This is a genomic window from Nocardioides sp. NPDC057772 (assembly GCF_042798075.1).
In the GTDB taxonomy this organism is placed as follows: domain Bacteria; phylum Actinomycetota; class Actinomycetes; order Propionibacteriales; family Nocardioidaceae; genus Nocardioides.
Genome location: NZ_JBHVKN010000065.1, coordinates 1 through 24,570 on the forward strand (window position 1 = coordinate 1; position 24,570 = coordinate 24,570).

The window sequence follows — 24,570 nt, forward strand, 5'->3', positions numbered from 1 at the left end:
GATCGGCAAGGCGCAGGCGTAACCGTCCAAATGCCGAGTCGGCCCGTCATTGACGGGCCGACTCGGCGGGGTTTTCGGTCAGTTCGGGCCGACTCGGCGTCAGCCGAGAAGGTCCGAGATGGAGGTGCGTACCTGGTCGAAGGCGAGCCAGGCGAAGAGGAGGGCGCAGATGATGAGGCCGATGTTGGAGACCCACTTGTTGCGCCACTCCGCGGGCGTGTGGCCGGTGTTGAGGAGCCAGAGCAGCGTGATGGCCAGGAACGGCATGAAGAACGCGCCCAGGACGCCGTAGATCAGGATCAGCCAGGCGGGTTCGTCGGCCACCAGGATCCAGATCATCGGGGGGAAGGTGAGCCAGAGGATGTAGGCGCGGTACCAGAGGCCACCGCTCTTCGCCTCGGGCTCGTCGGCCTTGCCACGGATGGTGCCCATGAAGTCGGCGAACATCAGGCTCACGCCGTTCCAGACGCCGACGAGGGACGACATCGCCGCGGCCCAGAAGCCGATCAGGAAGAGCTTGCCGAACCAGTCACCGTAGCGGTCGGCGAGGACCTTGGACAGGTCGAGCATGCCCTGGTCGCCGGTGCCGATCGCGATCTGGGCGGAGTAGAGCAGCTCGGCGCCCACGATGAGCGTGGCGACCACGAAGATGCCGGTGACGACGTACGCGGTGGTGTTGTCGATCCGCATGACGCGCATGAACTGCGGCGTGTGCCAGCCCTTCTCACGCAGCCAGTAACCGTAGGCGGCCAGGGTGATCGTGCCGCCGACGCCGCCGGCGACCGAGAGGATGTTGACCAGCGAGCCCTCGGGGATGGTGGGGACGAGGCCCGTGAGGAGCTCGGGGAGGTTGGGCAGGGTGACCAGGGCGGCGCCGACCATGGTCACGAACATGATCCCGACCAGGATGGCGAGGAACTTCTCGAAGAGGCCGTAGCGACCGGTCCACACGATCGCGAGGCCGATCAGGCCGGAGAGGATGCCCCAGAGCTTCACGGAGGCCGAGGAGAACAGAGCGGTCAGGGCCAGGCCCGTGCCGGCCATCGCCGCGGCGCCGTAGATGAAGCCCCAGATCACGATGTAGGGGCCGAAGTAGACCGTCGTCCAGACGCCCAGACGTCGCCATCCCTGGAAGATGGTCTCGCCGGTGGCCAGGCTGTAACGGCCGGCGCCCTCGACCAGCACGACCTTCAGTACGCAGCCGATGACGACGGCCCAGAGCAGGGCGTAGCCGTACTTGCTGCCTGCGATCAGAGTGGCGACCAGGTCGGCGGCGCCGACGCCGGTCGCGGCTACGACAAGGCCAGGACCCAAGATCCGCCAGCGTGGGGTTTCGGACGCCTCGGTCCTTGCTGCTTGTGACATGAGCGACAGGTATACCCCGTTTTAGGGAAGATCAGCGAGTTTTTGCCGAAGGACGGCTCGCTCGCGCTCGTTCGCGCACATCGATGCCGCCCGCTCCAGCTCGGTCCGCGCCTCGACGGTTCGGCCCAGCCGGCGCAGCAGCTCGCCACGTACGGTCGGGAGCAGATGGGTGTGGTCGAGCCGTTTGTCCTCGGCGATCCGGTCGACGATCTCCAGCGCTCGCAGCGGGCCGTGGGTCATCGCGACCGCGACGGCACGGTTGAGGTCGACGATCGGGTTGGGCGCGATGCGGCCCAAGGCCTCGTAGAGGACGATGATCCGCTCCCAGTCGGTGGTCTCCACCGAGTCGGCGGCCGCGTGCGTGGCGGCGATCGCGGCCTGAAGACCATACGGACCGAGACCTCGTGGGGTCGCCTGCTCGAGGGCCGCTCGGCCCCGGCGGATCGCGCCCTGGTCCCACCGGGCGCGATCCTGGTCCTCGAGGAGGATGGGGTTGCCGGCGGCGTCGATGCGGGCCGGGAAGCGCGAGGCGGTGAGCTCCATGAGGGCGAGCAGTCCGTACGCCTCCGGCTCGTCCGGCAGTACGCCGATCAGCACCCGGGTCAGCCTCCGTGCTTCGCGGGCGAGGTCGGTGCGGATCAGATCCTCGCCGGAGGTGGCGGTGGAGCCCTCGGTGAAGATCAGGTAGAGGACGTTGAGCACCCCGGCGAGTCGTTCCCGGCGCTCGTCGGGCGACGGCACCTCGAAGGGCACCTTCGCGGCCGCGATCGTCTTCTTGGCGCGGGTGATCCGCGCCTGGATCGTCGGCACCGGCACCAGGAAGGCCCGGGCGATCTCCTCGCTGCTGAGACCGCCGACGACCCGGAGGGTGAGCGCCACCCGGGCCTCCTTGGACAGCACCGGGTGGCAGGAGACGAACATCAGCGCGAGCACGTCGTCGTCGATCCGCTCGACATCCAGGTCGTCGTCGTACGCCTCGTCCTGGCCGTGGGCGATGGCCTCGTACTTCTCCCGTTGGACGCCGGCGCGGCGGATCGTGTCGATCGCCCGCCGCTTGGCGGTGGTCATCAACCAGCCGACCGGGTTGGCGGGCTGGCCGTCGCGCGGCCACGAGGTCAGCGCCTCCGCGAGCGCCTCCTGGGCCGCGTCCTCGGCGAGGGCGAAGTCGCCGGTGTAGCGCGCGAGCGCGCCGACGATGCGGGCGGACTCGATTCGCCAGATCGCCTCGACGGCGCGCGTCGCGTCACTCATCAGTGTCTCCTGCGGTGATCTCGGTCCTCAGAGCTGCCCGTTCTTGGTCCGCCATTCGAGCTCCTGCTGGATCCACGGGTTGTCCTGCGGAAACTCGTCGATGGTCGGCACCCGGCGGATCTCGATGGCCGAGCCGGGGAAGTAGCCGATCCGCTTGGCCCACTCGATGGCCTCCTCCTTCGAGGCGACGGAGATCAGGTAGAAGCCCCCGAAGAGCTCCTTGGTCTCGCCGTAGGGGCCATCGGTGACCACCGGCTGGTCGGCGTCGCCATAGGTGACGACGGTGTGCTCGTCGGGGTCGAGACCCTCCATGGCGAGCAGCACGCCGGCCTTGATGAGCTCGTCGTTGATCCGGCCCATCTTCTCGAGCATCTCCTCGAAGGGGATCTCGGACATGGCGGCGTTCATCTTGTCCGCGTCGACGGTGCGCCAGATCAGCATGTACTTCGGCATCTCGGTTTCTCCTGTGTCGGTCGGGCCGTCTTGCCGGCCCGTTCACCCCTTGGTCGAACGAGGTCTACGCGGGATCGACAACCTTGCCAAGAATATTTCTGAAGAGTTTTCGACGGGCTCGACCACCTGGGTTTCTGGGTAGGTTGGGATCGTGAAGATCTCGCTGTGGCCCAACCTCGTCTTTCCCGCCGCCGACATCCTCGCCGAGGCGCAGGCGGCCGACCAAGCCGGTTGGTACGGCGTCTGGGTCGCCGACCACTACATGCCCAACACCGGCACCGAGGAGATCGACGACGGTCCGATGCACGAGGTCTGGGGGATCCTGCCGGCGCTGGCCGCGACCACCCGGAACGTACGCATCGGGCCCCTCGTCTCGCCGACGACGATCCACCACCCCGCGCTGCTCGCGAACCGGTCCGCGACGATCGACCACATCGCCGATGGTCGCTTCGTGCTCGGCATGGGCGCCGGCTGGCAGATCAACGAGCACAAGGCCTACGGCATCGACCTGCCGGGCGCGAAGGTGCTCGTCGACCGGTTCGAGGAGGCGATCGAGGTCACCCGATCGCTGCTCGACAAGCCGCGGACGACGTTCGAGGGCACCTACTTCCAGATCACCGACGCGCCGTGCGAGCCGAAGCCGGTGGCCTCGCCGCTGCCGATCCTGGTCGGCGCCAAGGGTCCGCGGATGCTGCGGGTCGTCGCCCGGCACGCCGACGAGTGGAACACGTGGGGCACGCCCGAGAGCGCGGGCGCGGTGCGGGCCAAGCTCCTGGAGGCCTGTGAGCAGGTCGGCCGCGATCCGTCCACGATCAGGACGACCACCAACCTCATGCTCGATCTCGACGGCGCGAATCCCGGCTTCGCCAGGACCCAGACCGGCTCCGCCGGTGAGCTTCAGGACTTCGTCGGCCGTTACGTCGAGGCCGGCTTCGACGAGTTCATCCTGCCGACGTGGAACCTCGGGGAGACCGGTGCGGAGCGGATCGAGCGGGCAGCCCAGCTCAAGGCCGAGGTGCTCGACCCGGTTCTCTAGGCCGGCCGGGCCAGGATGGCGCTGTTGATCACGTCGGTCCCGGGGGCGTCGACCTCGGGGTCGGCCTCGGCCACCACGGTCAGGCCGGCCAGCGCCTCGGGGCCCACCCGCGGATAGAGCAGCGTACGCAGCCCCCGGGCGCTCCGCGCCAGGACGAGGCCGTTCGGGGCGAGGTGGGTGACCGCCTTGCCGAGCACGTCGGCCTTGGCGGCGTCGTCGGAGCCGACCAGGCCGGCGAGCAGCACGACGTCGACGGGACACGGTGGGGTGGCGGCCGCGGCCTCGGCGTGCTCGAACGTCACCCCGGCGGCACCGAGGCGTCCGAAGGCGGCGGAGGAAAGCCGGATCGCCTCGGCGTCGTGGTCGACGCAGTGCACCGCGATGCCGTGCTCGGCCAGGCAGAGCGCGGTCAGTGGCAGCGGCCCCGACCCGAGGAGCAGGACGTGCCGTGGCGTGACGCCCTGGCGGCGTACGGCCTGCAGCTCCATCTCCACGAGCAGCCGGTAGTTCTCGCGGTAGGGAAACTGGGCGAACGCCGCCGACGGGTCGGGGGAGCGCGCGATCCGGTCGGCCCAGACCCGCTCGAGCGCGTGCTCGCCGGCTGAGGCCACCGCCCGGAAGACCTCGGGAGAGCGCGACGGCGGCAAGGCTGCCAGCACGGAGTCGGCGGCCGACTCGGGCACGCTCAGCACGGCGGTCACCAGCCGGTTGAAGAGAGCGTTGACGACGATGCCGGGCGCCAGCGACTGCTGGTCGAGCAGATCGTCGAGGGTGGAGACCAGGCGTTCGTCGACTGCTTCGAACGCTCCCGGATTCACAAGCGGCCACCCTTCCATATCGGCGACGGCCGCTGCAGAGAGTTCCACCGCGTAGACCCACTCCGCGGCACGGAAGTTTCTGAGCCCCGTTTCTGGGACCATGTAGAACTACGCCGACCGGCTACGACGTATCCCCCGTAAGCACGCCTACGGAAGGCGACTACGAAAGGGAAGAGTCATGAAGTACGTCATCCTGATCCACTCCAACCCGCAGCCGTGGGGTCACCCGACCGGTGATTTCGTCCCCGAGTTCCAGTCGCTACCGCAGGAGGCCAGGGAGAAGCTCAACGCCGCCTTCGAGGGGATCCTGGAGGAGCTCTCGGCCAACGGTGAGCTTCTCGGTGGTCAGGCGCTCGCGGATCCGGCCTCGGCCAAGCTCTACCGCTGGGACTCCGGAGAGCCGGTTGTCACCGACGGCCCCTACTCCGAGGCGAAGGAGCACCTGGCCGGGTTCTTCCTGATCGACGTCGAGTCCCAGGAACGAGCCGAAGAGGTCGTACGCAGCTTCAGTGGCCCCGGTGAGACGGTCGAGCTGCGGCCGGTGGCAACCTACTGACATGACGGTGACGGGAGTCGAGGACGTGTGGCGGCAGGAGTCCGCCCATGTCCTCGGCGCCCTGCTCCGGGTCCATCCCGACCTCCCCGACTGTGAGGACGCCGCCCAGGAGGCGCTGATCGCGGCCAGCCAGCGCTGGTCGTGCGACGGGCTGCCGTCCGATCCGCGGGCGTGGCTCATCCGGGTGGCCCACCGGCGGCTGATCGACCAGCTGCGGGCGGACTCGGCCCGGACGCGGCGTGAGCTCGCCGACGGGATGGCCCGGCGGCTCGACGACCCCGATCCGGCGGCTCCGGAGATCGGCTCGGCCTACGACGACTCGCTCCGGCTGATGATGATGTGCGCCCACCCAGCGCTGCGCCGGCCGTCCCAGGTCGCGATCACGCTGCGGTGCGTGGGCGGTCTGACGACGGCGGAGATCGCGGCGGCGTACCTGGTTCCGGAGGCGACCATGGGGCAACGGCTCAGCCGGGCCCGGGCGACGCTGAAGGACGAGGAGTTCTGCTCGCCGGCACCCGACGAGCTGCCCGAGCGGATCGCGTGCGTGCTCGACGTCTGCCACCTGATCTTCAACGAGGGCCACACCCGCACCAGCGGCCCGGACCTGCAGGGCGTCGAGCTCACCGACGAGGCGATCCGGCTGACCCGGATGGTGCGCGGCATCCTCCCGGAACACGGCGAGGCCACTGGATTGCTCGCGCTCATGCTGCTGACCCAGGCACGCTCCCGCGGGCGCGTCGACCACCTCGGCGACCTGATCCCGCTCAAGGACCAGGACCGCTCGCAGTGGGACCGCGAGCTGATCCGCGAGGGCGTCTCGCTGCTGGAGGAGGTGCTGCCCGAGGGGCCGGTGGGCCGCTACCAGCTGCAGGCGGCGATCGCCGCGGTCCACGCCGAGGCCGAGTCGTACGAAGCCACCGACTGGCTCCAGATCAATCTGCTCTACGGGATGCTGGCCCAGGTCGCGCCCTCGCCGGCGGTCACGCTCAACCGGGCTGTCGCCGTGGCGATGAGCCTCGGTCCTGAGCACGGCATCGAGATCGTACGTGACCTGCTGGAGCACCCGGCGATGCAGCGGCACCACCGGGCTCATGCCGTGCTGGCGCACCTGCTCGAGCAGTCCGGCGACCTCGCGACGGCCCGGGAGCACTATGTGCTGGCGGCGCGGCTGACCCAGAGCGTGCCGGAGCAGCGCTACCTGAACCGCCGGGTCGAGGCGCTCGACCAGTCGTGACGTCCCGTAGCTGTGGGATCAGAGCTGACGGATCACATCTGCACGGCGCCGTCGAGGACGAGGATGATCCCGAAGATCGCGAACAGTGCGGCGGCGCCGTATTTGATCACCTTCTCGGGAAGGTTGCGGCCCAGCAGCGCCCCGACACCGATGGCGAGGGCATCGGCGGCGACCATCCCTACGGTGGAGCCGATCCAGGTGCCGAGCCAGCCCTCCTGGGTGGCCAGGGTGATCGTCGCGAGCATCGTCTTGTCGCCGAGCTCGGCCAGGAAGAACGCGATGCCGACGGCGATGATCGCCATGCCCCGGCTGTTGCGCGCCTTCTGGGCCTCGTCCTCGGTGAGCTCGTCGCCTCGCAGGGTCCATGCCGCGAAGACCAGGAAGGCGAGCCCGGCCACGATGGTGATGTAGTGCTGGTGCTCGGCGAAGGCGTCCCCGATGAGCGCACCGATCGCGACCGAGGCGAGGTGGACGATCGCGGTGGCGGCGGTGATCCCGAGGATCACGTCGCGAGCGCGGTAGCGGGTGGCGAAGGTCATCGCCATGAGCTGGCTCTTGTCGCCGAGCTCGGCGACGAAGATGACCGCGGTCGACAGCAGGAAGGCGTACACAGGGGTTCCTCTCCGGCGCCGGCCGGAGGAATCCCGTGAGGGTGCAGCGTCCTTCGACCAGCACCGTCGTGTTGATACGGGTGCTTGGTCGAAGGTCTCGTCCGCCACTTCGTGGCCGATCGCGCCGGGCGCAGAGGCCAGTGTGTCGACGCGACTGTTGAGGACTACTCCCCTTCGTGACCTCGAGTCTAGGCCACCGATCGAGGTGCTTCCCAGTCGGTACGGGTGTGCTCTGGGTCACCTCCGGTCTTAGTACATGATTTGCTGAATCCAGAAAACGATGTACCGTCAGGCCATGGTCACGACCACGACAGCTTCCCTGGATGCGCTCGCGCGCTTCGGCCACGCGCTCTCCGACCCCACCCGGGCCCGGATCCTGATGCGACTGCGCGAGGGACCTGCGTACCCGGCCGAGCTGGCGGACTCGCTCGGAGCGACGCGCCAGGCGGTGTCGAACCATCTGGCGTGCCTGCGCGGCTGCGGTCTGGTGGTGACCGTTCCCGAGGGGCGGCGTACGCGCTACGAGCTGGTCGACCAGCGCGTGGCCCACGCTCTGGCCGATCTCCACGGACTGGTCCTGGTCACCGACAAGGCCGCCTGCGCCGATGCCGACGAGCTGGGATGCTGCTGATGGGACACGGACACGGACACGGGGCCGGCGGTCACGCCGGCGGTAGGTATCGGTCGCGGCTCGCGATCACCTTCGTGCTGGTCGCGGGCTTCCTGGTCGTCGAGCTGGTCGCCGGCGTGTGGTCGGGCTCGCTCGCGCTGGTCTCCGACGCCGGACACATGGGTGCCGACGCCGTCGCGCTCGGTGCGGCGCTGCTCGCGACCAGGATCGCGGCACGGCCGGACACCACCGGCCGGCGCACCTACGGCTCCTACCGCGCCGAGGTCTTCGCCTCGGGGCTGACGGTGCTGATCATGCTCGGGGTCGCGGTGTACGTCGTGGTGGAGGCCGTCGGGCGGATCGGCGCCGAGACCGAAGTGCAGACAGGCGTGATGCTGGCGGTCGGTGCGGTCGGTCTGGTGATCAACGTCGTCTCGATGCTGTTGCTGCGGGCCGGCGCCGCCGAGTCGATCAACGTCAAGGGCGCCTACTTCGAGGTCATCGCAGACGCCGCGGGCAGCGTCGGCGTGATCGTGGCGGGCGCGATCGTCGCGCTCACCGGCGAGCCGTTGTGGGACACCGCGATCGCCGTGGCCATCGGGCTCTTCGTCGCGGTTCGGGCCGTCGTGCTGGGCCGCGAGGTCCTGGCCGTGCTCGGGCAGGAGATCCCGGACGGTCTGCAGGTCGATGCCGTCGTCGCCGACCTGACGTCGATTCCGGGTGTCGAGGATGTCCACGACCTGCACGTGTGGACCCTGACCTCGGGGATGAACGTCGCGACGGCGCACCTCGAGCTCGCCGAGGATGCCGACTCCCAGGACATCCTCGCCCGCGCCCAACGGATGCTCGCGGTGGAGCACCGGATCGAGCACGCGACGCTGCAGACCGAGACCGCTCCGACGCCGCAGTGCCTCGAGGTCAGGTGGTGAGCGCCGGGCGGTCCGACGAGCTCGTCATCTCCGGTCCCATCGCCGAGCGGAGGGCGGTGCTCGTACGCCGGGTGCGGCTGCTGGTGGTCTTCACCATCGCCTACAACGTGATCGAGGCGGTCGTCGCGCTAGCCGCCGGTGTCGGAGCGGGGTCCGCCGCGCTGGTCGGATTCGGGCTCGACTCGGGGATCGAGGTGGCCTCCGCGATCGCGGTCGCCTGGCAGTTCGCGGGCAGTGACCACGAGCGGCGTGAGCAGGCCGCGTTGCGCGTGATCGCCTGTTCGTTCTTCGCGCTCGCCGCCTTCGTGAGCTTCGACGCTGTCGCCGCGCTGGCGGCGCGCCAGGCGGTGGAGCACTCGAACGTCGGTATCGGCATGGCCGCGCTGAGTCTGCTGGTCATGCCGCTGGCCTCATGGGTGCAGCGACGTACGGGCACCGAGCTCGGCTCGGACTCCGCCGTCGCCGACTCCAAGCAGACGCTCCTGTGCACCTACATGTCGGCCGCACTCCTGCTCGGCCTGGTGCTGAACAGCTCGCTCGGCTGGTGGTGGGCCGATTCTCTCGCCGCACTGGCGATCGCCGCCATCGCGGTCCGCCAAGGCGTGAACGCCTGGCGAGGCGAGGTCTGCTGTTCGCCGGAGGAGGCGTTCTTCGACGACGGCCGAGCCGGCGAGGGCTGTCGCTGCTGCTGACCGGAAACCGCTGCTGGACGTAATCCTTACGGATTCATCGAACTTCTCCAGCAAAGATTCGAACCTGGTTACGCTGAGATCATGGACGAGGCCGGGGTGCGCGCGGTCCTCTTCGACCTGCACGACACGCTCGTCCCGAGCGGTCATCCTGCCGAGCACGCAGCGGTGTCCAGGGCGATGGGCGCCGACCTCGGCGTCGATCCGGACGCGTTCGTCGCCGCGGTCGAGGAGACCTTCGACGAACGCGTACGCGGCCTGATGGCCGACGTCCACCACACCGTGCGCTACCTGGCCAGACGGGTTGGCGGGTCGCCTACGGAGTCGCAGGTGGAGAGCGCGATCACGCGGCGGCTGAACTACGTGCTCTCCCTGCACGCCGCGACGTGGGCGCTGCCGGCACTGAAGTCGCTGCGCAAACGTGGGTTCAAGCTCGGCCTCGTCGCCGACTGCGGTGCCGACACGGTCGCGATCTGGCCGGAGAGCCCGCTCGCGGAACACCTGGACGCGGTCTCGTTCTCCTGCCAGACCGGCGTACGCAAGCCCGATTCGGGCGCCTACCTCGTCGCCGCGGCGGCGCTGGAGGTGCGGACCGGCGAGTGCGTGTATGTCGGGGACGGGGCCGACCGGGAGCTGAGCGGGGCGGAGGCGGTCGGGATGCGAGCGGTGAGGTTCCGGGCCCGGGGGCTCGATGAGCGCGAGGAGGGCGACGCGGCCGCGGCGTTCGACCTGGATCCCGAGTGGAGCGGACCGACGATCAGCGACCTGTCGGAGCTCGTCGGCATGGTCGGGCTCCCGATTCAGCGCGACGGGTCCGAATCGCGGACGTTCGTCTCCGGCAATGTGGTCCCGTGGGGCTCCAAGAGATCGTCCCGCTGATCTCCGGTCGAGGGCGGGAAGCCGACCGACCGTCGTCCTGAGGTGCCTGCGCGGTCCGGGTCAGGGTCCCACTCCTCGTGGTCGATGTCAGCCGAATCCGGGATCCTCCGGCCATTCGGTCCGCTCCTCGGCACGGTTCCGGATCGCCATCGGATCGGTGTCCGATATCACACCCATCCTGTTACCTGTCTTTTGACAGGTTCTGTGCTCGACTGGTGGGCATCGCTCGTGGAAAGAACGCTCCATCAGGCGGCACCGCACGCGTGAATTCGGCAGTAAATGGTCCTTGCCCCCTAGCCAGTTCCCGTCGAAAACGGTAAGAATCGATCGACCGACAGGGAAGAATCTCGCCGTCTCCGACCCCACATTTCGGACTCAGGTTTCCAACAGTCATGGTTTGCCCCCGACGCCCTTGACCTACATGCTTACCTGTCAGTCGACAGGTTAATCATGTTTCAAGGAGGACCCGGGTGGCGCCAGCTGCAGACCACAGCACGGACACGGTGCTGAACGCACGGGCAGATGCTCGCGCGCAAGGGGGGCAGGTCAGCGACTGGATGCCGTACCTACCGGCATCGTCGAGCCCGTTCTGTCCGGACGACGTCGACCCGGAGAGCCTGACCTGGGCCGAGACGGTCGCGCCCGGAAGCTACACCCACAAGGTCCTCGCCCGCGGCACGCGGCTCCGGCTCGAGGACCCGACCGGCGAGGCCTGCGCCCACACCCTCGTCTACAACGCGCTCGAGCCGACCGAGCGCCTCAACGTCGCCGACACCCAGAAGATCCCGTGGCAGGCCTACCTCGGCACCGGCCACCCGCTGCTCTCGGGGGACGGACGTGTGCTCGCCACGATCGTCGGCGACACCTCGGGCCGCCATGACGCCTTCTGCGGCACGAGCACCGCCGCCTGGAACGCGCTGCGCTACGGCACCGCGCTGCCGGAGGGGCCCGCGCCCGCCGGCCGCGACCTCTTCGTGAAGGCGGCCGCCAAGCACGGGCTCGGGCCGGCCGACGTACCGCCCTCGGTCTCCTTCTTCCAGGGCGTCCGGGTGGCCGAGGACGGGTCCTTCGACTGGTTCGGCTCGTCGGGGGCGGGTACCTCGGTCGAGCTCGTGGCGGAGCTGCCCCTGATCGTGCTGATCGCCAACGTCCCGCATCCGCGGGATCCACGTCCGGAGTACATCGTCGGGCCGCTGCGCGTGCACGCCTGGCGTACGCCGGAGACCACCCCGACCACCCCGGCTGACGAGCGTTTCGACGCCACTCCCGAGGTGCGGCGGGCGTATCTGAACACACTCGACTATGCGGAGGCTCGGGGCCTGTGACTACCACGATCGACAACCCGGTGATGAGGCCTGTGACGACTGTTCCTGTTCCCGTGACCACCTACCTGACGCCCGACGGACAGCTGGTCTCCAGCGTCCCGGTCGGGGCGTCGTACGCCGACGGCAGTCCACTGGAGTGGGGTGGTCCGTTGGTGCCGGGTGCCGTCGTGCTGGACGAGCAGGTCGCCCCGCGGGCGTCGTGGTCGGGTGTCGTACGTGCCGGTCAGGTGCTGACGATCGTCGATGTCGGTGGCAACCAGTCGGGTGACTGCCTGCTCTACAACGCGCACGACACCGACGAGCGCTACAGCGCGCCGGACACGCTCGCCTGGCAGGACAACGCCTACATCCGCACCGGGACGGTGCTGCGCAGCAACCACGGTCGGGCGCTGATGACCGTCATCGAGAACGAGATCGACCGCCAGGACACCATCGGCGGCGCCTGCTCGCGCGAGTCCAACACGCTGCGCTACGGCCACCACGTGATGTACCACCACGGCTGCCGCGAGAACTTCCTGACCGAGGGTGCCAAGCACGGCCTCGGCATGCGCGACATCGTCTCCAACATCAACTGGTTCATGAACGTGCCCGTCGAGGAGGACGGCGCTCTCGGCATCGTCGACGGCATGTCCGCGCCCGGGAAGCGGGTCGCGCTGCGCGCCGAGATCGACACGCTCGTCCTGATCTCGAACTGCCCGCAGATGAACAACCCCTGCAACGACTTCAACCCGACGCCGCTGCGGATGATCGTGTCCGAGCCGGATGTCGACTACGAGGCTGACGCATGACGGATGGTCCGTCCTTCGACACCGTCCTGGTCGCCAACCGAGGGGAGATCGCCCGCCGGGTGATGCGCACTGCGCGCGAGCTCGGGATGCGTACGGTCGCGGTCTTCTCCGAGGCCGACCGGGCAGCGCCACACGTGCGGGAGGCCGACGAGGCCGTCTGCCTGGGCTCGGCGCCCGCACGGGACTCCTATCTCCGCGGCGACCTGATCATCGCGGCAGCCCTGCGCACCGGCGCAGGGCTGCTCCATCCCGGCTACGGCTTCCTGTCCGAGAGCGCTGCCTTCGCCCGCGACGTGGAGGCAGCGGGGCTTCGGTTCGTCGGCCCGACCCCGGAGCAGATCAGCGCCTTCGGCGAGAAGCACTCGGCCCGCCGGCTCGCCGAGAACGCCGGGGTGCCGATGCTGGCCGGCACGGGCCTGCTCTCCGGTCCGGACGAGGCGGCCGCCGAGGCGGCCCGGATCGGGCTGCCGGTGATGGTCAAGGCGACCGGCGGCGGTGGCGGCATCGGCATGACCGCGTGCAGCTCGGAGGAGGACGTACGGGTCGCGTTCGAACGGGTCGCCAGGCTCGCCCAGACCAGCTTCGGTACCGCCGGAGTGTTCCTCGAGCGCCTCGTGCGGCCCGCGCGCCACGTCGAGGTGCAGATCTTCGGCGACGGGGAGGGCCAGGTCGCCGTGCTCGGCGACCGCGACTGCTCGCTGCAGCGCCGCAACCAGAAGGTGATCGAGGAGGCGCCCGCGCCGGCTCTTCCCGAGCACGTACGCACCGTTCTGCACGACTCCGCGCGCCAGCTCGCCAAGTCGGTCTCCTACCGCTCGGCCGGCACGGTGGAGTTCGTCTACGACCCGGGTCGCGAGCAGATCTCCTTCCTGGAGATGAACACCCGGCTCCAGGTCGAGCACGCGGTCACCGAGCAGGTGATGGGCATCGACATCGTCGCGCTCATGCTGCGGCTGGCCCGCGACGGGGTGACCGCCCTGCCCGACGAGCTCTTCCGCAAGTGCCCCGCCCCGCAGGCGTACGCCGTCGAGGCACGTGTCTACGCCGAGGACCCGGCCAAGGACTCGATGCCGTCCTCCGGCCTGGTCACGCGTGCGGTCCTGCCGGAGCCGTCCGATACGGTCAGGGTGGACTCCTGGATCGAGACAGGTCTCGAGGTCTCGCCCCACTACGACCCGCTGCTCGCCAAGGTGATCGCCACCGGCGCGACCCGCGACGAGGCCCTGGACACGCTGGGCTCCGCGCTCGCGCAGACCCGGATCGACGGCATCGTCACCAACGTCTCGGCGCTGCGCGCGATGACAACGTACGCCGAGCTCCGCTCGGCCACCCACTCGACGTCGACGCTCGCCGAGCGCGCCAAGGACGGCAGCGGGGGCGACCCCGATCCCCGCATCGACGTCCTCGACCCGGGTGTGCTCACCACCGTCCAGGATCTTCCCGGCCGGGTGGGCTACTGGCAGGTCGGCGTACCCCCGTCGGGTCCGTTCGACCCGGTCTCCTTCGCCGAGGCCAACCTGGCCGTCGGCAACCACCGCGGTGCTCCGGGGCTCGAGGTCACGGTGCCGCTCGCGACCGGCAGGACGACGGCCGGAGGGCCGACGCTGGTCTTCTCCGATCCCGCCGTCGTCTGCGTGACCGGTGCCCCCATGCCGGTCAGCGTCGACGGCGTCCCTGCCCCGCAGTGGGAGCCGATCGAGCTCCCCGCGGGGGCGACGTTGACGCTCGGCCGCGCCGACGGGCCCGGGCTGCGGACCTACATCGCGGTCCGGGGCGGCCTGGACGTACCGGGCTACCTCGGCAGCGCCTCGACCTTCACGCTGGGCGGGTTCGGCGGGCACGCCGGACGTACGCTGCAGCGCGGTGACGTGCTCCGGCCGGGCACCGCGGTCGACCCGCAGGCGCAGCCGGCGGCGACGCCGGTGTCGCGGCGGCCCGCGCTGACCAACACCTGGGAGATCGGTGTGACCGAGGGTCCGCACGGCGCTCCGGAGTTCTTCACGCGGGCGGACCTGGACCAGCTCTACTCGGCGAGGTACCGGGTGCACCACAACTCGGCTCGGACCGGCGTACGCCTGATCGGGCCGAAGCCGACCTGGGCCCGAGCCGATGGTGGCGAGGCCGGGCTGCATCCGTCGAACATCCACGACACGCCCTACACGGTGGGGTCGCTCGACTTCACCGGAGACACCCCGATCATCCTCGGCCCCGACGGTCCCTCGCTGGGTGGCTTCGTCTGCCCGGCGGTCGTCGCCAGCGGCGAGCTGTGGAAGATCGGACAGCTGCGTCCAGGGGACACAGTTCGGTTCGTGCCGGTGCGGGAGAGCAAGGCGGCCGGGCTGGTCAACCACCGATCCTCGCTGACGGTGACCCACGGGTCGGGCGGGGACGGCGACGACGGGGTCTTGGGCAGGCTGCCCCGGACGCCGGCACGGCCGGAGGTGACCTATCGGCGCAGCGGCGACAACTCCGTGCTGGTGGAGTACGGCCCGATGACGCTCGACCTGGGTCTCCGGATGCGGGTGCACGCGCTGCAGTCGGCCCTGGCCGAGCACGCACCGGCGGGCATCATCGACGTCACGCCCGGGATCCGGTCGCTGCAGGTGCACACCGACTCCTCGGTGCTGCGGGCAGGCCAGGTCGCCGGGCTGCTGCGTGAGCTCGAGGAGGACCTGCCCGCCACCTCGGAGCTGACCGTGCCCTCGCGGCGGGTGCGGCTGCCGCTGTCGTGGGACGACCCGGCGACGAGGGAGGCGATCGAGCGCTACACCGCCGGCGTACGCGACGACGCCCCGTGGGCGCCGTGGAACATCGAGTTCATCCGGCGGATCAACGGGCTCGCCTCGGTCGAGGAGGTCCACCGGACCGTCTTCGACGCGTCGTACCTGGTGCTCGGACTGGGTGACGTCTATCTGGGCGCCCCGGTCGCGACGCCGCTGGACCCGCGGCACCGGCTGGTGACGACGAAGTACAACCCGGCGCGCACCTGGACGGCCGAGAACTCGGTCGGCATCGGCGGCGCCTACATGTGCATCTACGGCATGGAGGGGCCGGGCGGCTATCAGCTGGTCGGCCGGACGACGCAGGTCTTCAACCGGTTCCGGAGGTCGACGTCGGCCGGTGGGCTCTTCCACGAGGACCCGTGGGCGCTGCGGTTCTTCGACCGGATCGAGTGGTACCCGGTCTCCGCCGACGAGCTCCTCGAGCTGCGGGCGGAGGTCGACGCCGGGCGCGGCGAGTTCGAGACCGAAGAGGGCACCTTCTCGATCAAGGAGTACGACCGCTTCCTGACCGCCAACGCGGACTCGATCGCGGCCTTCCGCGACCAGCAGTCCGCCGCCTTCGACGAGGAGCGCGAGCGCTGGAAGGCGGCCGGCGAGTTCGACATCTGCGACCGCCTCGAGACACGGGGCGACCCGTCGGAGGTCGACGTACCCGAGGGCTGTGTGCAGGTGACCGCGCCGTTCACCTCGACGGTCTGGAAGGTCGTCGCGAGCCGCGGGTCGCGGCTGGCGCAGGACGACTCGCTGATGGTCGTCGAGGCGATGAAGATGGAGGCGAGCGTCCCGGTGCCGGTCGCCGGCGAGGTGGTCGAGATCTACGTGAAGCCGGGCGAGCAGATCGTGCCGGGGCAGGTCATCGCCGCGGTGCGGCCTGTCGACGGGGCCGCGTCTTGATCCCTTCGCTTCCCGGTGGCGCGGTCGCCCGCGCCGCCGAGGCACTCGACCGGATCGAGGTCTCGGACCGACCGGAGATCTGGATCTCCCGGCGTCCGCGTGAGGACCTGCTCGAGGAGGCCGCCGCGATCGACGCGAAGGTGGCCGGCGGCGAGGTGCTGCCGCTGGCCGGGCGTCTGCTGGCGGTCAAGGACAACATCGACGTCCGCGGCCTGCCGACGACCGCCGGAGCGCCGTCCTACGCCTACTCGCCGTCCGTCGACGCCACGGCCGTCGCTCGGCTGCGTGCCGCCGGCGCGCTGGTCGTGGGGAAGACGAACCTCGACCAGTTCGCGACGGGACTGGTCGGCACCCGCAGCCCGTACGGCGCGGTCCGCAACGCCTGGGACCCCACCCGGATCTCGGGCGGGTCCTCGTCAGGATCGGCGGTGGCGGTCGCCCTCGGCCTGGTCGATCTCGCGCTGGGGACCGACACCGCGGGCTCCGGACGGGTGCCTGCGGCGCTCAACGGCATCGTCGGGGTGAAGCCGTCGCGCGGGCTGGTGCCGGTCACCGGTGTCGTGCCCGCCTGCTACACGCTCGACTGCGTCACCGTCTTCGCCCGGGATCTGGGGTCGGCTCGGGCGTCGGCGGAGCTGATGGCCGGTCCTGACCCGTCGGACCCGTTGTCGCGTACGTTGCCGGCGGATGCCGGGCCACCGCCGTCGCCGCGCGTGGCCGTGCCCACCGGCGAGCAGCTCGACGGGCTCGCCGCGGGCTGGTCCGATGCGTTCCAGGCCGTGGTCGCGCGCCTGGCCTCCGCGGGTGTCGAGGTCGTCGAGACCGACATCTCGCCGCTGCTCGAGGCCGCCAGGTTGCTCTACGAGGGTGCCTTCGTCGCCGAGAGGTACGCCGCGGTCGGCTCCCACCTCGAAGCCAACCGGGACCTCATCGGGACAGACCTGGACCCGACGGTCGCCGGGATCGTCCTCGCCGGGGCGAAGCCCAGCGCGGCCGACTGGGCGCGCGACGTTGCCCACCTGGCTCGGCTCGGGGCCGAGGGTCGGGCGGCCCTCGCCGGTTGCGCGGCGCTGCTGACACCGACGACGACCGGCCATCCCACCCTGGCCGAGGTGGCTGTGGATCCGGTCGGTGCCAACGCGCGCCTGGGCCGCTACACGAACTTCGCGAACCTGCTCGACATGGCCTCGCTCGCGGTCCCGGCCGGCCAGGTCGGCGGACTGCCCTTCGGGGTGATGCTGACCGGCGCTGCGGGAAGCGACCGCACCCTGGCGGCGTTGGGCCACACCCTGCTCAGCCCGGCCGTCGATCTCTTCGTCGTCGGCGCCCACCTGACGGGCATGCCGCTCAACCACCAGCTCGTCGAGGCGGGAGGAACGCTGCTGCGCCAGGCATCGACCTCGGCCGACTACCGGCTGTTCGCACTGGACACGGACCCGCCCAAGCCCGGGCTGGTCCGGGTGGGCGGTGCCGGGACCGGGGTGCGGATCGAGGGCGAGCTCTGGCGCGTCCCGGCCGCCGGCTTCGGGGCGTTCGTGGGTGGCGTACCTGCGCCGATGGCGATCGGAAAGGTGATCCTCGAGGACGGCTCGTCGGTGTCGGGTTTTCTCGTCGAGCCGTTCGCGGTCGACGGGGCCGCGGACATCTCGACGCACGGAGGTTGGCGCCGTTACCGGTCTGAGCAGGGCCTTTAACGTTCCACGGGGATTTCGGTTACGGGACCGGGGTCATTCCTCCTGATGGCACACGACCCTGTTCAGTGCGCAGAATCCCCGTCACACTAAGCAGAATTCCGCCAGCATTATCGCCCCGGGAGGATGCTGTGCCATGTCTGATGGTTCGTCACGCCATACACTTTGTTGACAAGGAATTCAACCCTCCCGTGGGACTTTCGACTCTATTCCTTAGGGGAAGAAGACTCTTTCGAATCTTCCCCGAAACTCGGGAGGCCGCTTAGATGGCGTACATGACAACTAGGCGTTCTCGGCCCGGCCGCCCCAGGCATGTGCCCGATTCGGGTACTGCCTCACCACGTGACCAGATCCTCGATGCCGCTGCGCGACTCTTCGTGTCCCAGGGTTTCGCGGCGACGTCCACCCGCGAGATCGCCGACCAGGTCGGCATCCGTCAGGCTTCTCTCTACTACCACTTCGCAGGCAAGGACGAGATCCTCGTCGAGCTGCTCCGTAAGTCGGTTCGGCCGACCACGGACAAGGTCGAGAAGATCCTCAACCAGGTGCCGCCGCTCGATTATGAGACCGCGCTTTATCTGCTGGTTCTCGTCGACGTACGCACACTTGCGGATGTGCCGCACAACGTCGGAATGCTCTACATGCTGCCGGACGTGACCAATGGCGAGGTCTACACCGAATTCCGCGAGGAACACGAAGAGCTGGCCCGCGCCTACGCCGATCTCGCCAGCAAGGTGGCCTCGGAGAAGGTGCTCGAGGGTGTCGGCCTGAAGCAGCTCGGCAACATGCTCATCCAGCAGGTCGAGGGCGTCATCAGGATGCGCACCGAGATGATCACCGAGGGCGAGGTCCGGCGGATCTCGTGCCCGGAGGCGTGGGCGATCGCTTCCTCGTGCCTACGGATCTGCGGTGTCACCCAAGACAAGATCCAGGCTGCGAACGCGGTCGCCGTGGACATGCTCGACGACTTCCTCGAGGACCGGGTCCGCGAGCTCGCCTGACGAGGCAGCCTGACAAGACAGTAAATCGTGGGTAGGGCTTGCGCGTGTGAGTTGCCCCGACAAGGGTTGAACGACAAACTTTCCGAGCCCTTGCCCGCTTCCCCCACGACGAGGACCCCCCACACGTGTGCACCGACCCTTCCGGAGGCCGCTGATGGCCCGGAAGCAGACAGCCATCCTCTCCGTCACCCGCGGGGTCACGACGCTCAACGGCCTGGTGGTCGATCGTCCGTGGGGTGAGGACCCGCACCAGGCGGGCATCCGTGCCGTACGCGAGCAGCTCGCCGGGCCGAGCCGCAAGCCCGTCCAGGTCGTCGCCACCGACGACGAGGCCCGGGTCCGGATGGTCGTCCATCCCGACGGGCAGGTCACCGACGTCGAGACCCTCGAGGTCTTCGGGAGCTACGGGTCGCCCGACGACGTCCCAGGCGCTGCCTGGCTTCCCACCGCCATCACCCCGGTGGTCATCCAGGGCGAGGTGGAGCCGGAGCCCGAACCCGAGCCGTACGTCCCGCCGATCCTGGCCGTGCCGGCGCCCGTGGTCGAGGAGCCCGAGCCTGCGCCCGAGCCCGAACCCGAGCCCGAACCGGAGCCCGAGCCCGAACCGGAACCCGAGCCTGCGCCCATGCCAGCGCCTCCGCCGGCACCCGCGCCCCTGCCTGAACCCGAGCCTGAACCCGAGCCTGAACCCGAGCCCGAACCCGAGCCCGAGGCCGTCGCCGAGCGGGTCCCCGTGCGCGCAACAGGACCGCTCGTGCCGCTGCACCACATGGAACCGGGCCCGTACCGACGGTCGCGGATGACCCGTCGCGGCAAGGTGGTGCTGGTCGTCGCCTGCGTGCTCCTGCTGATCCTGATCTACGAGGTCGTACGCGGCGTCGTGACCGGCTCGGACGCCGACTCCTCCGACAAGAAGGAGCCGCAGAGCCAGCAGTCGGAGCCGACCGCCGGGGCCAGTGACGACATCATCGAGCCGCCGTCGGCATCGCCGTCGCCGAGCGCGACGGCGTCCTCGGTGCGCGTCGAGCCGACGCCGACCCCGACGCCCAAGCCGACCAAGAAGCCGGCGCCTCAGCCGACCAGGACGCTGTCGGTGAAGGCGATCGCGATGACCGAGGCCATCGGGCTGCGGATCGACGCCAGCCGGCTTCCGGTGACAGCCACGATCGCGATGGACCCGTGGGGCGCGCCGGAGCGGTTCACGCGTACGGTCAGGATCACCGAGCCGAACCAGCTCGTCGTGGTCAAGCCGGTCGCCTCCGGGCACGCGGAGTGGAGCGTCCGGGTCGAAGGAGCCGCGAAGGTCACCGGCTACACCCACTCCTGGCCCAAGGGCGATCGCGAGTTCGTGCGGCGCTGATCTGGGCCGGTGGGTTCGATACAGGACTGAATTGCTACCAGGGTCGGATGTGTGGGACTCCCGTCCGTCGTACGCTGCACAAGAACGTGTTCCTGCGCCTCGGAGGTTTCGCATGCCGCTCAAGATCACGCCGCCGGTCCGCACGTCCAAGATCGCCGGCCGGACGCTCCACACGGTGGAGCGCACCGCCAAGCAGGGTGTGCGCTGGGTGCTGGGACACGGGTTGCCGCGTACGGTCATCACCCGGTCCGCGAAGAAGGGCGACCTCCAGGGCGACCTGATCCTCAGCGGACCGGGGTCGCACACCTTCGACCTGGTGGACCTCTTCGAGGAGGTGCGCGCGCAGGGGCCGCTCTATCGCGGCGCGTTCAGCCAGGTCGCGACCGACCAGGCGGTCATCCGCGAGGTGCTGACCAGCCCCGACTTCGTGACCGGCTTCTTCGCGCCCGATGCGGGCGGCGGATGGATGGCGAAGGCCGGCACCTGGGCGGCCAGCGACGTGTTCAACCCGATCCAGCCGCCGTCGCTGCTCGCGACCGAGCCGCCGGCGCACACCCGCTACCGCAAGCTCGTCACGCGCGTGTTCACCGTCAAGGCCGTGGAACGCCTGCGGGATCGCACCGAGGAGATCGCCCGTGAGCTCCTCGACGATCTGGAGAAGGCGGGGTCCTCCGAGGTCGACCTGGTCACGCGCTACTGCGGGCTGCTGCCGATCACGGTCATCTCCGAGGTGCTCGGGGTGCCGGTCGAGCTGCGCGAACGCATGCTCGAGATGGGTAAGGGCGCCGCGCTGAGCCTCGACATCGGGCTCGACTGGGGGACGTTCCGGGGGATGGAGGCGTCGCTGGAGGAGTTCGACACCTGGCTACGCGGACACCTCGACCACATCGCCGCCCATCCAGGTGACGACCTGCTGAGCCAGCTCGTCGCGGTGCGTGAGGACGGCGACCGCCTCAGCGAGCACGAGCTGCGCGCGATCGCCGGCCTGGTCTTCGCGGCCGGCTTCGAGACCACCGTGAACCTGATCGGCAACGGGATCGCGCTGCTTCACGACAACCCCGAACAGCTCGACATCCTGCGTGAGCGTCCCGAGCTGTGGTCCAACGCTGCCGACGAGGTGCTCCGCCTGGATCCGCCGGTGCTGCTGACCGGCCGGGTCGCGTGCCGGGACTCGGTCATCGCCGGCGAGCCGATCCCTCGCGGCACGATCATCAACACCATCCTCGCCGCTGCCAACCGCGACCCGGCCGTGTTCACCGACCCGCACGTGTTCGATGTGACCAGGGAGAACGCTCGCGACCACATCTCCTTCTCCAGCGGCCGCCACTTCTGCCTCGGTGCGGCCCTGGCCCGGATGGAGGGAGAGGTCGGCCTCCGGCTCCTCTTCGAGCGCTTCCCCGACCTCCGGCTCGTCGACGGCCGTGAGCGTCACCCCACCCGCATCCTCAGGGGCTACTCCCACCTTCCGGCGCGTCTTTCCTGAACCTCGCCTCACCGGGGCTGAGCGGCCTCGAGCAACAGCTGGCCGAGCTCGGCGACGCAGCGGCGTACCTCGTCTCCCTCGGCGACGTGGAACGGGACGGCCTGGCGGGCGAGCTCCTGCGCGTACCACCCGGGGCTGTTGGTGCTCCCGACGAGACGACAGCTCGTCTCGTCGATGGGTTCGAGGCGGCCGAGGACGCGCGGAAGATAGCGGTCCACCTGCTCGAACGGGGCCTCGAAGACGACCTCGACGGCATAGGCCCAGCCCTCGCCGAGGTGTTCCTCGACCTCGGTGACGGGGTCGATCTCGGGACGTACGAAGGTGGTCTCCTCGAGGTCGACCGCGCTCATCCGGTCGACCCGGAGCACTCGACGAGCGTCGGCGGTGTGCGACCAGCAGAGCAGATACCAGCGCGCGTGGCGCACGACGACCGCCCACGGGTCGACGACCATCTTGCGCTCGTTGCCGTTCTCGGTGGTGTAGGCGATGGTGGTCCGCCGCCGGGAGTCGCAGGCCTGGACCAGGCTCGTGGTGATGTCCGGGTCGGGCGAGACGGCGCTCTGGTCAGGGACTGCCGAGATCGTACGCCGCACCGCGGCCACCGTCTGGGCCAGCGACTCGGGCAGCACCCGGCCGATCTTGCCGACGGCGCTGCCGACCGGTCCGGTGGCGTCGGCGATGTCGTGGTGGCCGTCGAGCAGGGCCATCACCAGACCGAGGGCCTCGGCCGTGGTGAAGATCAGTGGCGTACGCATCCCACGGCCCAGGCGGTAGCCGCCGTAGGGACCCCGCTCGGACTCGACCGGGATCCCCGCCTCCCGCAGGATCGCGACATAGCGGCGGGCCGCGCGCTCGGTGACCCGGAGCCTCTCGCCCAGCCGCTCGGCGGTGATGCCGGGGGAGGACTGCAGCAGCTCGAGGGTGAGCAGCGCCCGAGCGGTCGGGCTCTCGTCGTGTCCCATCGGTGGCGGCTCCCGGAAGTAGTTCGTCCGGATTCAGAGTAGTCCGTGTCTCCCGACGGGGTGGGTCCCGTACCCTTACCGGCATATGAGACTTCTGTTGATCAGACACGGCCAGACCCCGAGCAACGTCTCTGGGGCGCTCGACACTGCCTTCCCCGGGGCCGGGCTGACCGAGCTCGGCATGTCCCAGGCCGCAGCAGTGCCTGACGCGCTGGCCGGGGAGCGGATCGCGGGCCTCTACGCCTCCCGGCTGGTGCGTACGCAGCTGACCGCTCAGCCGCTCGCCGCCCGGCTCGGGTTGCCGGTCGTGGTGCAGGAGGGGTTCGAGGAGATCAACGCCGGTGATCTCGAGATGGCCACCGACAAGGAGTCGGTGACGGCCTATCTCGAGGCGCTCGCCGACTGGATCGCGGGCACGCTCGAGACCCCGGTCCCCGGTGGCGAGGCCGGTCACGAGTTCCTGGCTCGCTTCGACGCCGCCGTGCAGGCGGTCGTCAAGCAGCACGAGCCCGACGACACCGTCGCGATCGTCTCGCACGGCGCGGCCATCCGGATGTGGACCGGGCTGCGCACCACCCGGTCGCCGGCCTTCGGCGATGACAACCGGATCCGCAACACGGGCCTCGCGGTCGTCGAGGGCAGTCCTGAGGAGGGCTGGACGACGATCTCCTGGAACAACGACCCGCTGGGTGGTGCCCACCTGATCGGCGACGGCTTTTGATCCTCCGCTCCCTCCTGCTCTTCGCGCTGGCGGCGGTCGCCGAGATCGGCGGCGCCTGGCTGGTCTGGCAGGGCCTGCGGGAGCACCGCGGCTGGCTCTGGGTGGGCGCGGGATTCATCGCGCTCGGCCTCTACGGCGTCGTCGCCACGCTGCAGCCCGACGCTCACTTCGGACGGATCCTGGCTGCGTACGGCGGGGTCTTCGTCGTCGGCTCGATCGCCTGGGGGATGGCGATGGACGGCTACAGGCCGGACCGGTGGGACATCGCCGGAGCGACGCTGTGCCTGGCCGGGATGGGCGTGATCATGTACGCGCCACGTGGGTGACGTGGGCGAGGATGGGGCCATGGTCTCCGAGGAAGACTCCCCGCGCACTTTCGTCCCCGTCCCGCCGGAGGAGCGGCCGCGCCGCAGCCGCAGCACAGCCCGCGTACTCCTGATCGACGATCGCGACCGGATCCTGCTCTTCGCGGACTCCGATCCGGGGATCCCGGGCCTGCGGTGGTGGATCACTCCCGGCGGCGGCATCGACGAGGGCGAGAGCGCGGTGGCCGCGGCGGTGCGCGAGGTCGAGGAGGAGACGGGGCTGCGGATCACCGAGGCCGACCTGATCGGGCCGACGATGCAGCGGACCGTGGTGCACGGCTACAGCGACGTTGTCATCGAACAGCAGGACTTCTTCTTCGCGTGCTGGGTGCCGGCCTTCGAGGTCTCCACCGCCGGCCACACCGAGGAGGAGCAGCTCACCATGGCCGCGTACCGCTGGTGGACCCGCGCCGAGCTCGCGTCGACCGACGAGGAGATCTGGCCGGCGGTGCTCCTCGATCTGTGGAAGGACGCCGAGGTACGTCGCGAGTCGACCTCCGCCGCGCCTGGCGATCCTGCCGATGGCGGTTGGGTGGAGGAGTCGACGGTCCCGGCCTGACGGCCGGTCACGGAAGCGCCGCAGCCGACCATCCTTCGCGGATGGTCGGCTGCGGTCTGTCGAGATCCGTCCATATCCCTCAGTATGACGAGATCTCTGGTACGTGCCGTCGCGGGCGCCGCTCCCCCCCGGGCGCGCGCGCGGGCCCACAGGGCGGGGGGCGGGCCCCCCCCCCCCCCCCGGGCCCCCCCCCCCCCCCCCCCCCCC

General features: G+C 69.9%; 23 protein-coding genes. 17 read left to right on the forward strand and 6 right to left on the reverse strand.

The window, feature by feature from the left end; all coding sequences use genetic code 11:
• Positions 1-99 precede the first annotated feature (99 nt).
• The 3 genes from ACFVJS_RS13120 to ACFVJS_RS13130 all read right to left on the reverse strand — a co-directional run bounded on the left by ACFVJS_RS13120 (position 100) and on the right by ACFVJS_RS13130 (position 3,069).
• The gene (locus ACFVJS_RS13120; RefSeq protein ID WP_378880539.1) at positions 100-1,314 is read right to left on the reverse strand and encodes an Nramp family divalent metal transporter; all 1,215 of its coding nucleotides are present in this window, start codon (positions 1,312-1,314) and stop codon (positions 100-102) included.
• A gap of 72 nt (positions 1,315-1,386) precedes the next feature.
• A complete protein-coding gene (locus tag ACFVJS_RS13125; RefSeq protein ID WP_378880542.1) occupies positions 1,387-2,616 on the reverse strand; it encodes an RNA polymerase sigma factor in 1,230 nt (409 codons plus the stop codon).
• A gap of 27 nt (positions 2,617-2,643) precedes the next feature.
• Positions 2,644-3,069: a YciI family protein gene (locus ACFVJS_RS13130; protein ID WP_378880545.1), complete on the reverse strand. Its 426-nt coding sequence runs from the start codon at positions 3,067-3,069 to the stop codon at positions 2,644-2,646.
• Between the two features lie 151 nt (positions 3,070-3,220).
• Between ACFVJS_RS13130 and ACFVJS_RS13135 the strand changes: the two genes are divergently transcribed.
• Positions 3,221-4,105 carry an LLM class flavin-dependent oxidoreductase gene (locus tag ACFVJS_RS13135; RefSeq protein WP_378880549.1) on the forward strand — a complete coding sequence of 295 codons (885 nt, stop codon included), beginning with the start codon at positions 3,221-3,223 and terminating at the stop codon, positions 4,103-4,105.
• Here ACFVJS_RS13135 and ACFVJS_RS13140 read toward each other — a convergent pair.
• A complete protein-coding gene (locus ACFVJS_RS13140) occupies positions 4,102-4,923 on the reverse strand; it encodes a nicotianamine synthase family protein (protein ID WP_378880552.1) in 822 nt (273 codons plus the stop codon). The two genes, ACFVJS_RS13135 and ACFVJS_RS13140, sit on opposite strands and share 4 nt — an antisense overlap.
• 178 nt (positions 4,924-5,101) lie before the next feature.
• Between ACFVJS_RS13140 and ACFVJS_RS13145 the strand changes: the two genes are divergently transcribed.
• Positions 5,102-5,479 (forward strand): YciI family protein, encoded by a 378-nt coding sequence (locus ACFVJS_RS13145; RefSeq protein WP_378880553.1) that lies wholly within the window; start codon positions 5,102-5,104, stop codon positions 5,477-5,479.
• A gap of 1 nt (position 5,480) precedes the next feature.
• Positions 5,481-6,713, forward strand: coding sequence for an RNA polymerase sigma factor (locus ACFVJS_RS13150; protein ID WP_378880556.1), 1,233 nt, complete (start codon positions 5,481-5,483; stop codon positions 6,711-6,713).
• 32 nt (positions 6,714-6,745) lie between these two features.
• On the opposite strand, the gene ACFVJS_RS13155 is transcribed toward ACFVJS_RS13150, so the two are convergent.
• Entirely contained in the window at positions 6,746-7,324 is a 579-nt protein-coding gene (locus tag ACFVJS_RS13155; RefSeq protein WP_378880557.1) for a TMEM165/GDT1 family protein, read from the reverse strand.
• A gap of 295 nt (positions 7,325-7,619) precedes the next feature.
• On the opposite strand from ACFVJS_RS13155, the gene ACFVJS_RS13160 reads away from it, so the two are divergent.
• The 11 genes from ACFVJS_RS13160 to ACFVJS_RS13210 all read left to right on the forward strand — a co-directional run bounded on the left by ACFVJS_RS13160 (position 7,620) and on the right by ACFVJS_RS13210 (position 21,756).
• Positions 7,620-7,955 (forward strand): ArsR/SmtB family transcription factor, encoded by a 336-nt coding sequence (locus ACFVJS_RS13160; RefSeq protein ID WP_378880560.1) that lies wholly within the window; start codon positions 7,620-7,622, stop codon positions 7,953-7,955.
• On the forward strand, positions 7,955-8,863 hold the full coding sequence (locus ACFVJS_RS13165) for a cation diffusion facilitator family transporter (RefSeq protein ID WP_378880563.1): 909 nt from the start codon (positions 7,955-7,957) through the stop codon (positions 8,861-8,863). The genes ACFVJS_RS13160 and ACFVJS_RS13165 overlap by 1 nt, the downstream gene beginning before the upstream one ends.
• A complete protein-coding gene (locus ACFVJS_RS13170) occupies positions 8,860-9,555 on the forward strand; it encodes a cation transporter (protein ID WP_378880566.1) in 696 nt (231 codons plus the stop codon). The genes ACFVJS_RS13165 and ACFVJS_RS13170 overlap by 4 nt, the downstream gene beginning before the upstream one ends.
• An 81-nt stretch (positions 9,556-9,636) precedes the next feature.
• Positions 9,637-10,431, forward strand: coding sequence for an HAD family hydrolase (locus ACFVJS_RS13175; RefSeq protein WP_378880570.1), 795 nt, complete (start codon positions 9,637-9,639; stop codon positions 10,429-10,431).
• 557 nt (positions 10,432-10,988) lie between these two features.
• On the forward strand, positions 10,989-11,756 hold the full coding sequence (locus ACFVJS_RS13180) for an urea amidolyase associated protein UAAP1 (RefSeq protein WP_378880573.1): 768 nt from the start codon (positions 10,989-10,991) through the stop codon (positions 11,754-11,756).
• A gap of 53 nt (positions 11,757-11,809) precedes the next feature.
• Positions 11,810-12,544: an urea amidolyase associated protein UAAP2 gene (locus tag ACFVJS_RS13185; protein ID WP_338144058.1), complete on the forward strand. Its 735-nt coding sequence runs from the start codon at positions 11,810-11,812 to the stop codon at positions 12,542-12,544.
• Positions 12,541-16,221: an urea carboxylase gene (gene uca, locus ACFVJS_RS13190; protein WP_378880577.1), complete on the forward strand. Its 3,681-nt coding sequence runs from the start codon at positions 12,541-12,543 to the stop codon at positions 16,219-16,221. Before ACFVJS_RS13185 ends, uca begins: the two co-directional genes overlap by 4 nt.
• Positions 16,218-17,915, forward strand: a complete 1,698-nt coding sequence (gene atzF / locus ACFVJS_RS13195; protein ID WP_378880580.1) for an allophanate hydrolase — start codon at positions 16,218-16,220, stop codon at positions 17,913-17,915. Before uca ends, atzF begins: the two co-directional genes overlap by 4 nt.
• 272 nt (positions 17,916-18,187) lie before the next feature.
• Positions 18,188-18,913 (forward strand): TetR/AcrR family transcriptional regulator, encoded by a 726-nt coding sequence (locus ACFVJS_RS13200; RefSeq protein ID WP_378880581.1) that lies wholly within the window; start codon positions 18,188-18,190, stop codon positions 18,911-18,913.
• A 154-nt stretch (positions 18,914-19,067) separates the two neighbouring features.
• Positions 19,068-20,273: a hypothetical protein gene (locus ACFVJS_RS13205; protein ID WP_378880584.1), complete on the forward strand. Its 1,206-nt coding sequence runs from the start codon at positions 19,068-19,070 to the stop codon at positions 20,271-20,273.
• Positions 20,274-20,385: 112 nt separating this feature from the next.
• Positions 20,386-21,756, forward strand: coding sequence for a cytochrome P450 (locus tag ACFVJS_RS13210; RefSeq protein ID WP_378880587.1), 1,371 nt, complete (start codon positions 20,386-20,388; stop codon positions 21,754-21,756).
• An 8-nt stretch (positions 21,757-21,764) separates the two neighbouring features.
• Here the strand turns inward: ACFVJS_RS13210 and ACFVJS_RS13215 are convergent, their stop codons facing one another.
• Entirely contained in the window at positions 21,765-22,718 is a 954-nt protein-coding gene (locus ACFVJS_RS13215) for a helix-turn-helix transcriptional regulator (RefSeq protein ID WP_378880590.1), read from the reverse strand.
• Positions 22,719-22,803: 85 nt separating this feature from the next.
• Here ACFVJS_RS13215 and ACFVJS_RS13220 point away from each other — a divergent pair, with 85 nt between their 5' ends.
• From ACFVJS_RS13220 to ACFVJS_RS13230, 3 genes are read left to right on the forward strand one after another with little or no spacing between them, the layout of a single operon-like run.
• Positions 22,804-23,439 carry a histidine phosphatase family protein gene (locus ACFVJS_RS13220; RefSeq protein WP_378880593.1) on the forward strand — a complete coding sequence of 212 codons (636 nt, stop codon included), beginning with the start codon at positions 22,804-22,806 and terminating at the stop codon, positions 23,437-23,439.
• Positions 23,436-23,765 carry a YnfA family protein gene (locus ACFVJS_RS13225; RefSeq protein ID WP_378880595.1) on the forward strand — a complete coding sequence of 110 codons (330 nt, stop codon included), beginning with the start codon at positions 23,436-23,438 and terminating at the stop codon, positions 23,763-23,765. The genes ACFVJS_RS13220 and ACFVJS_RS13225 overlap by 4 nt, the downstream gene beginning before the upstream one ends.
• Positions 23,766-23,784: 19 nt before the next feature.
• Positions 23,785-24,363 carry an NUDIX hydrolase gene (locus tag ACFVJS_RS13230; protein ID WP_378880597.1) on the forward strand — a complete coding sequence of 193 codons (579 nt, stop codon included), beginning with the start codon at positions 23,785-23,787 and terminating at the stop codon, positions 24,361-24,363.
• Positions 24,364-24,570: the final 207 nt, after the last annotated feature.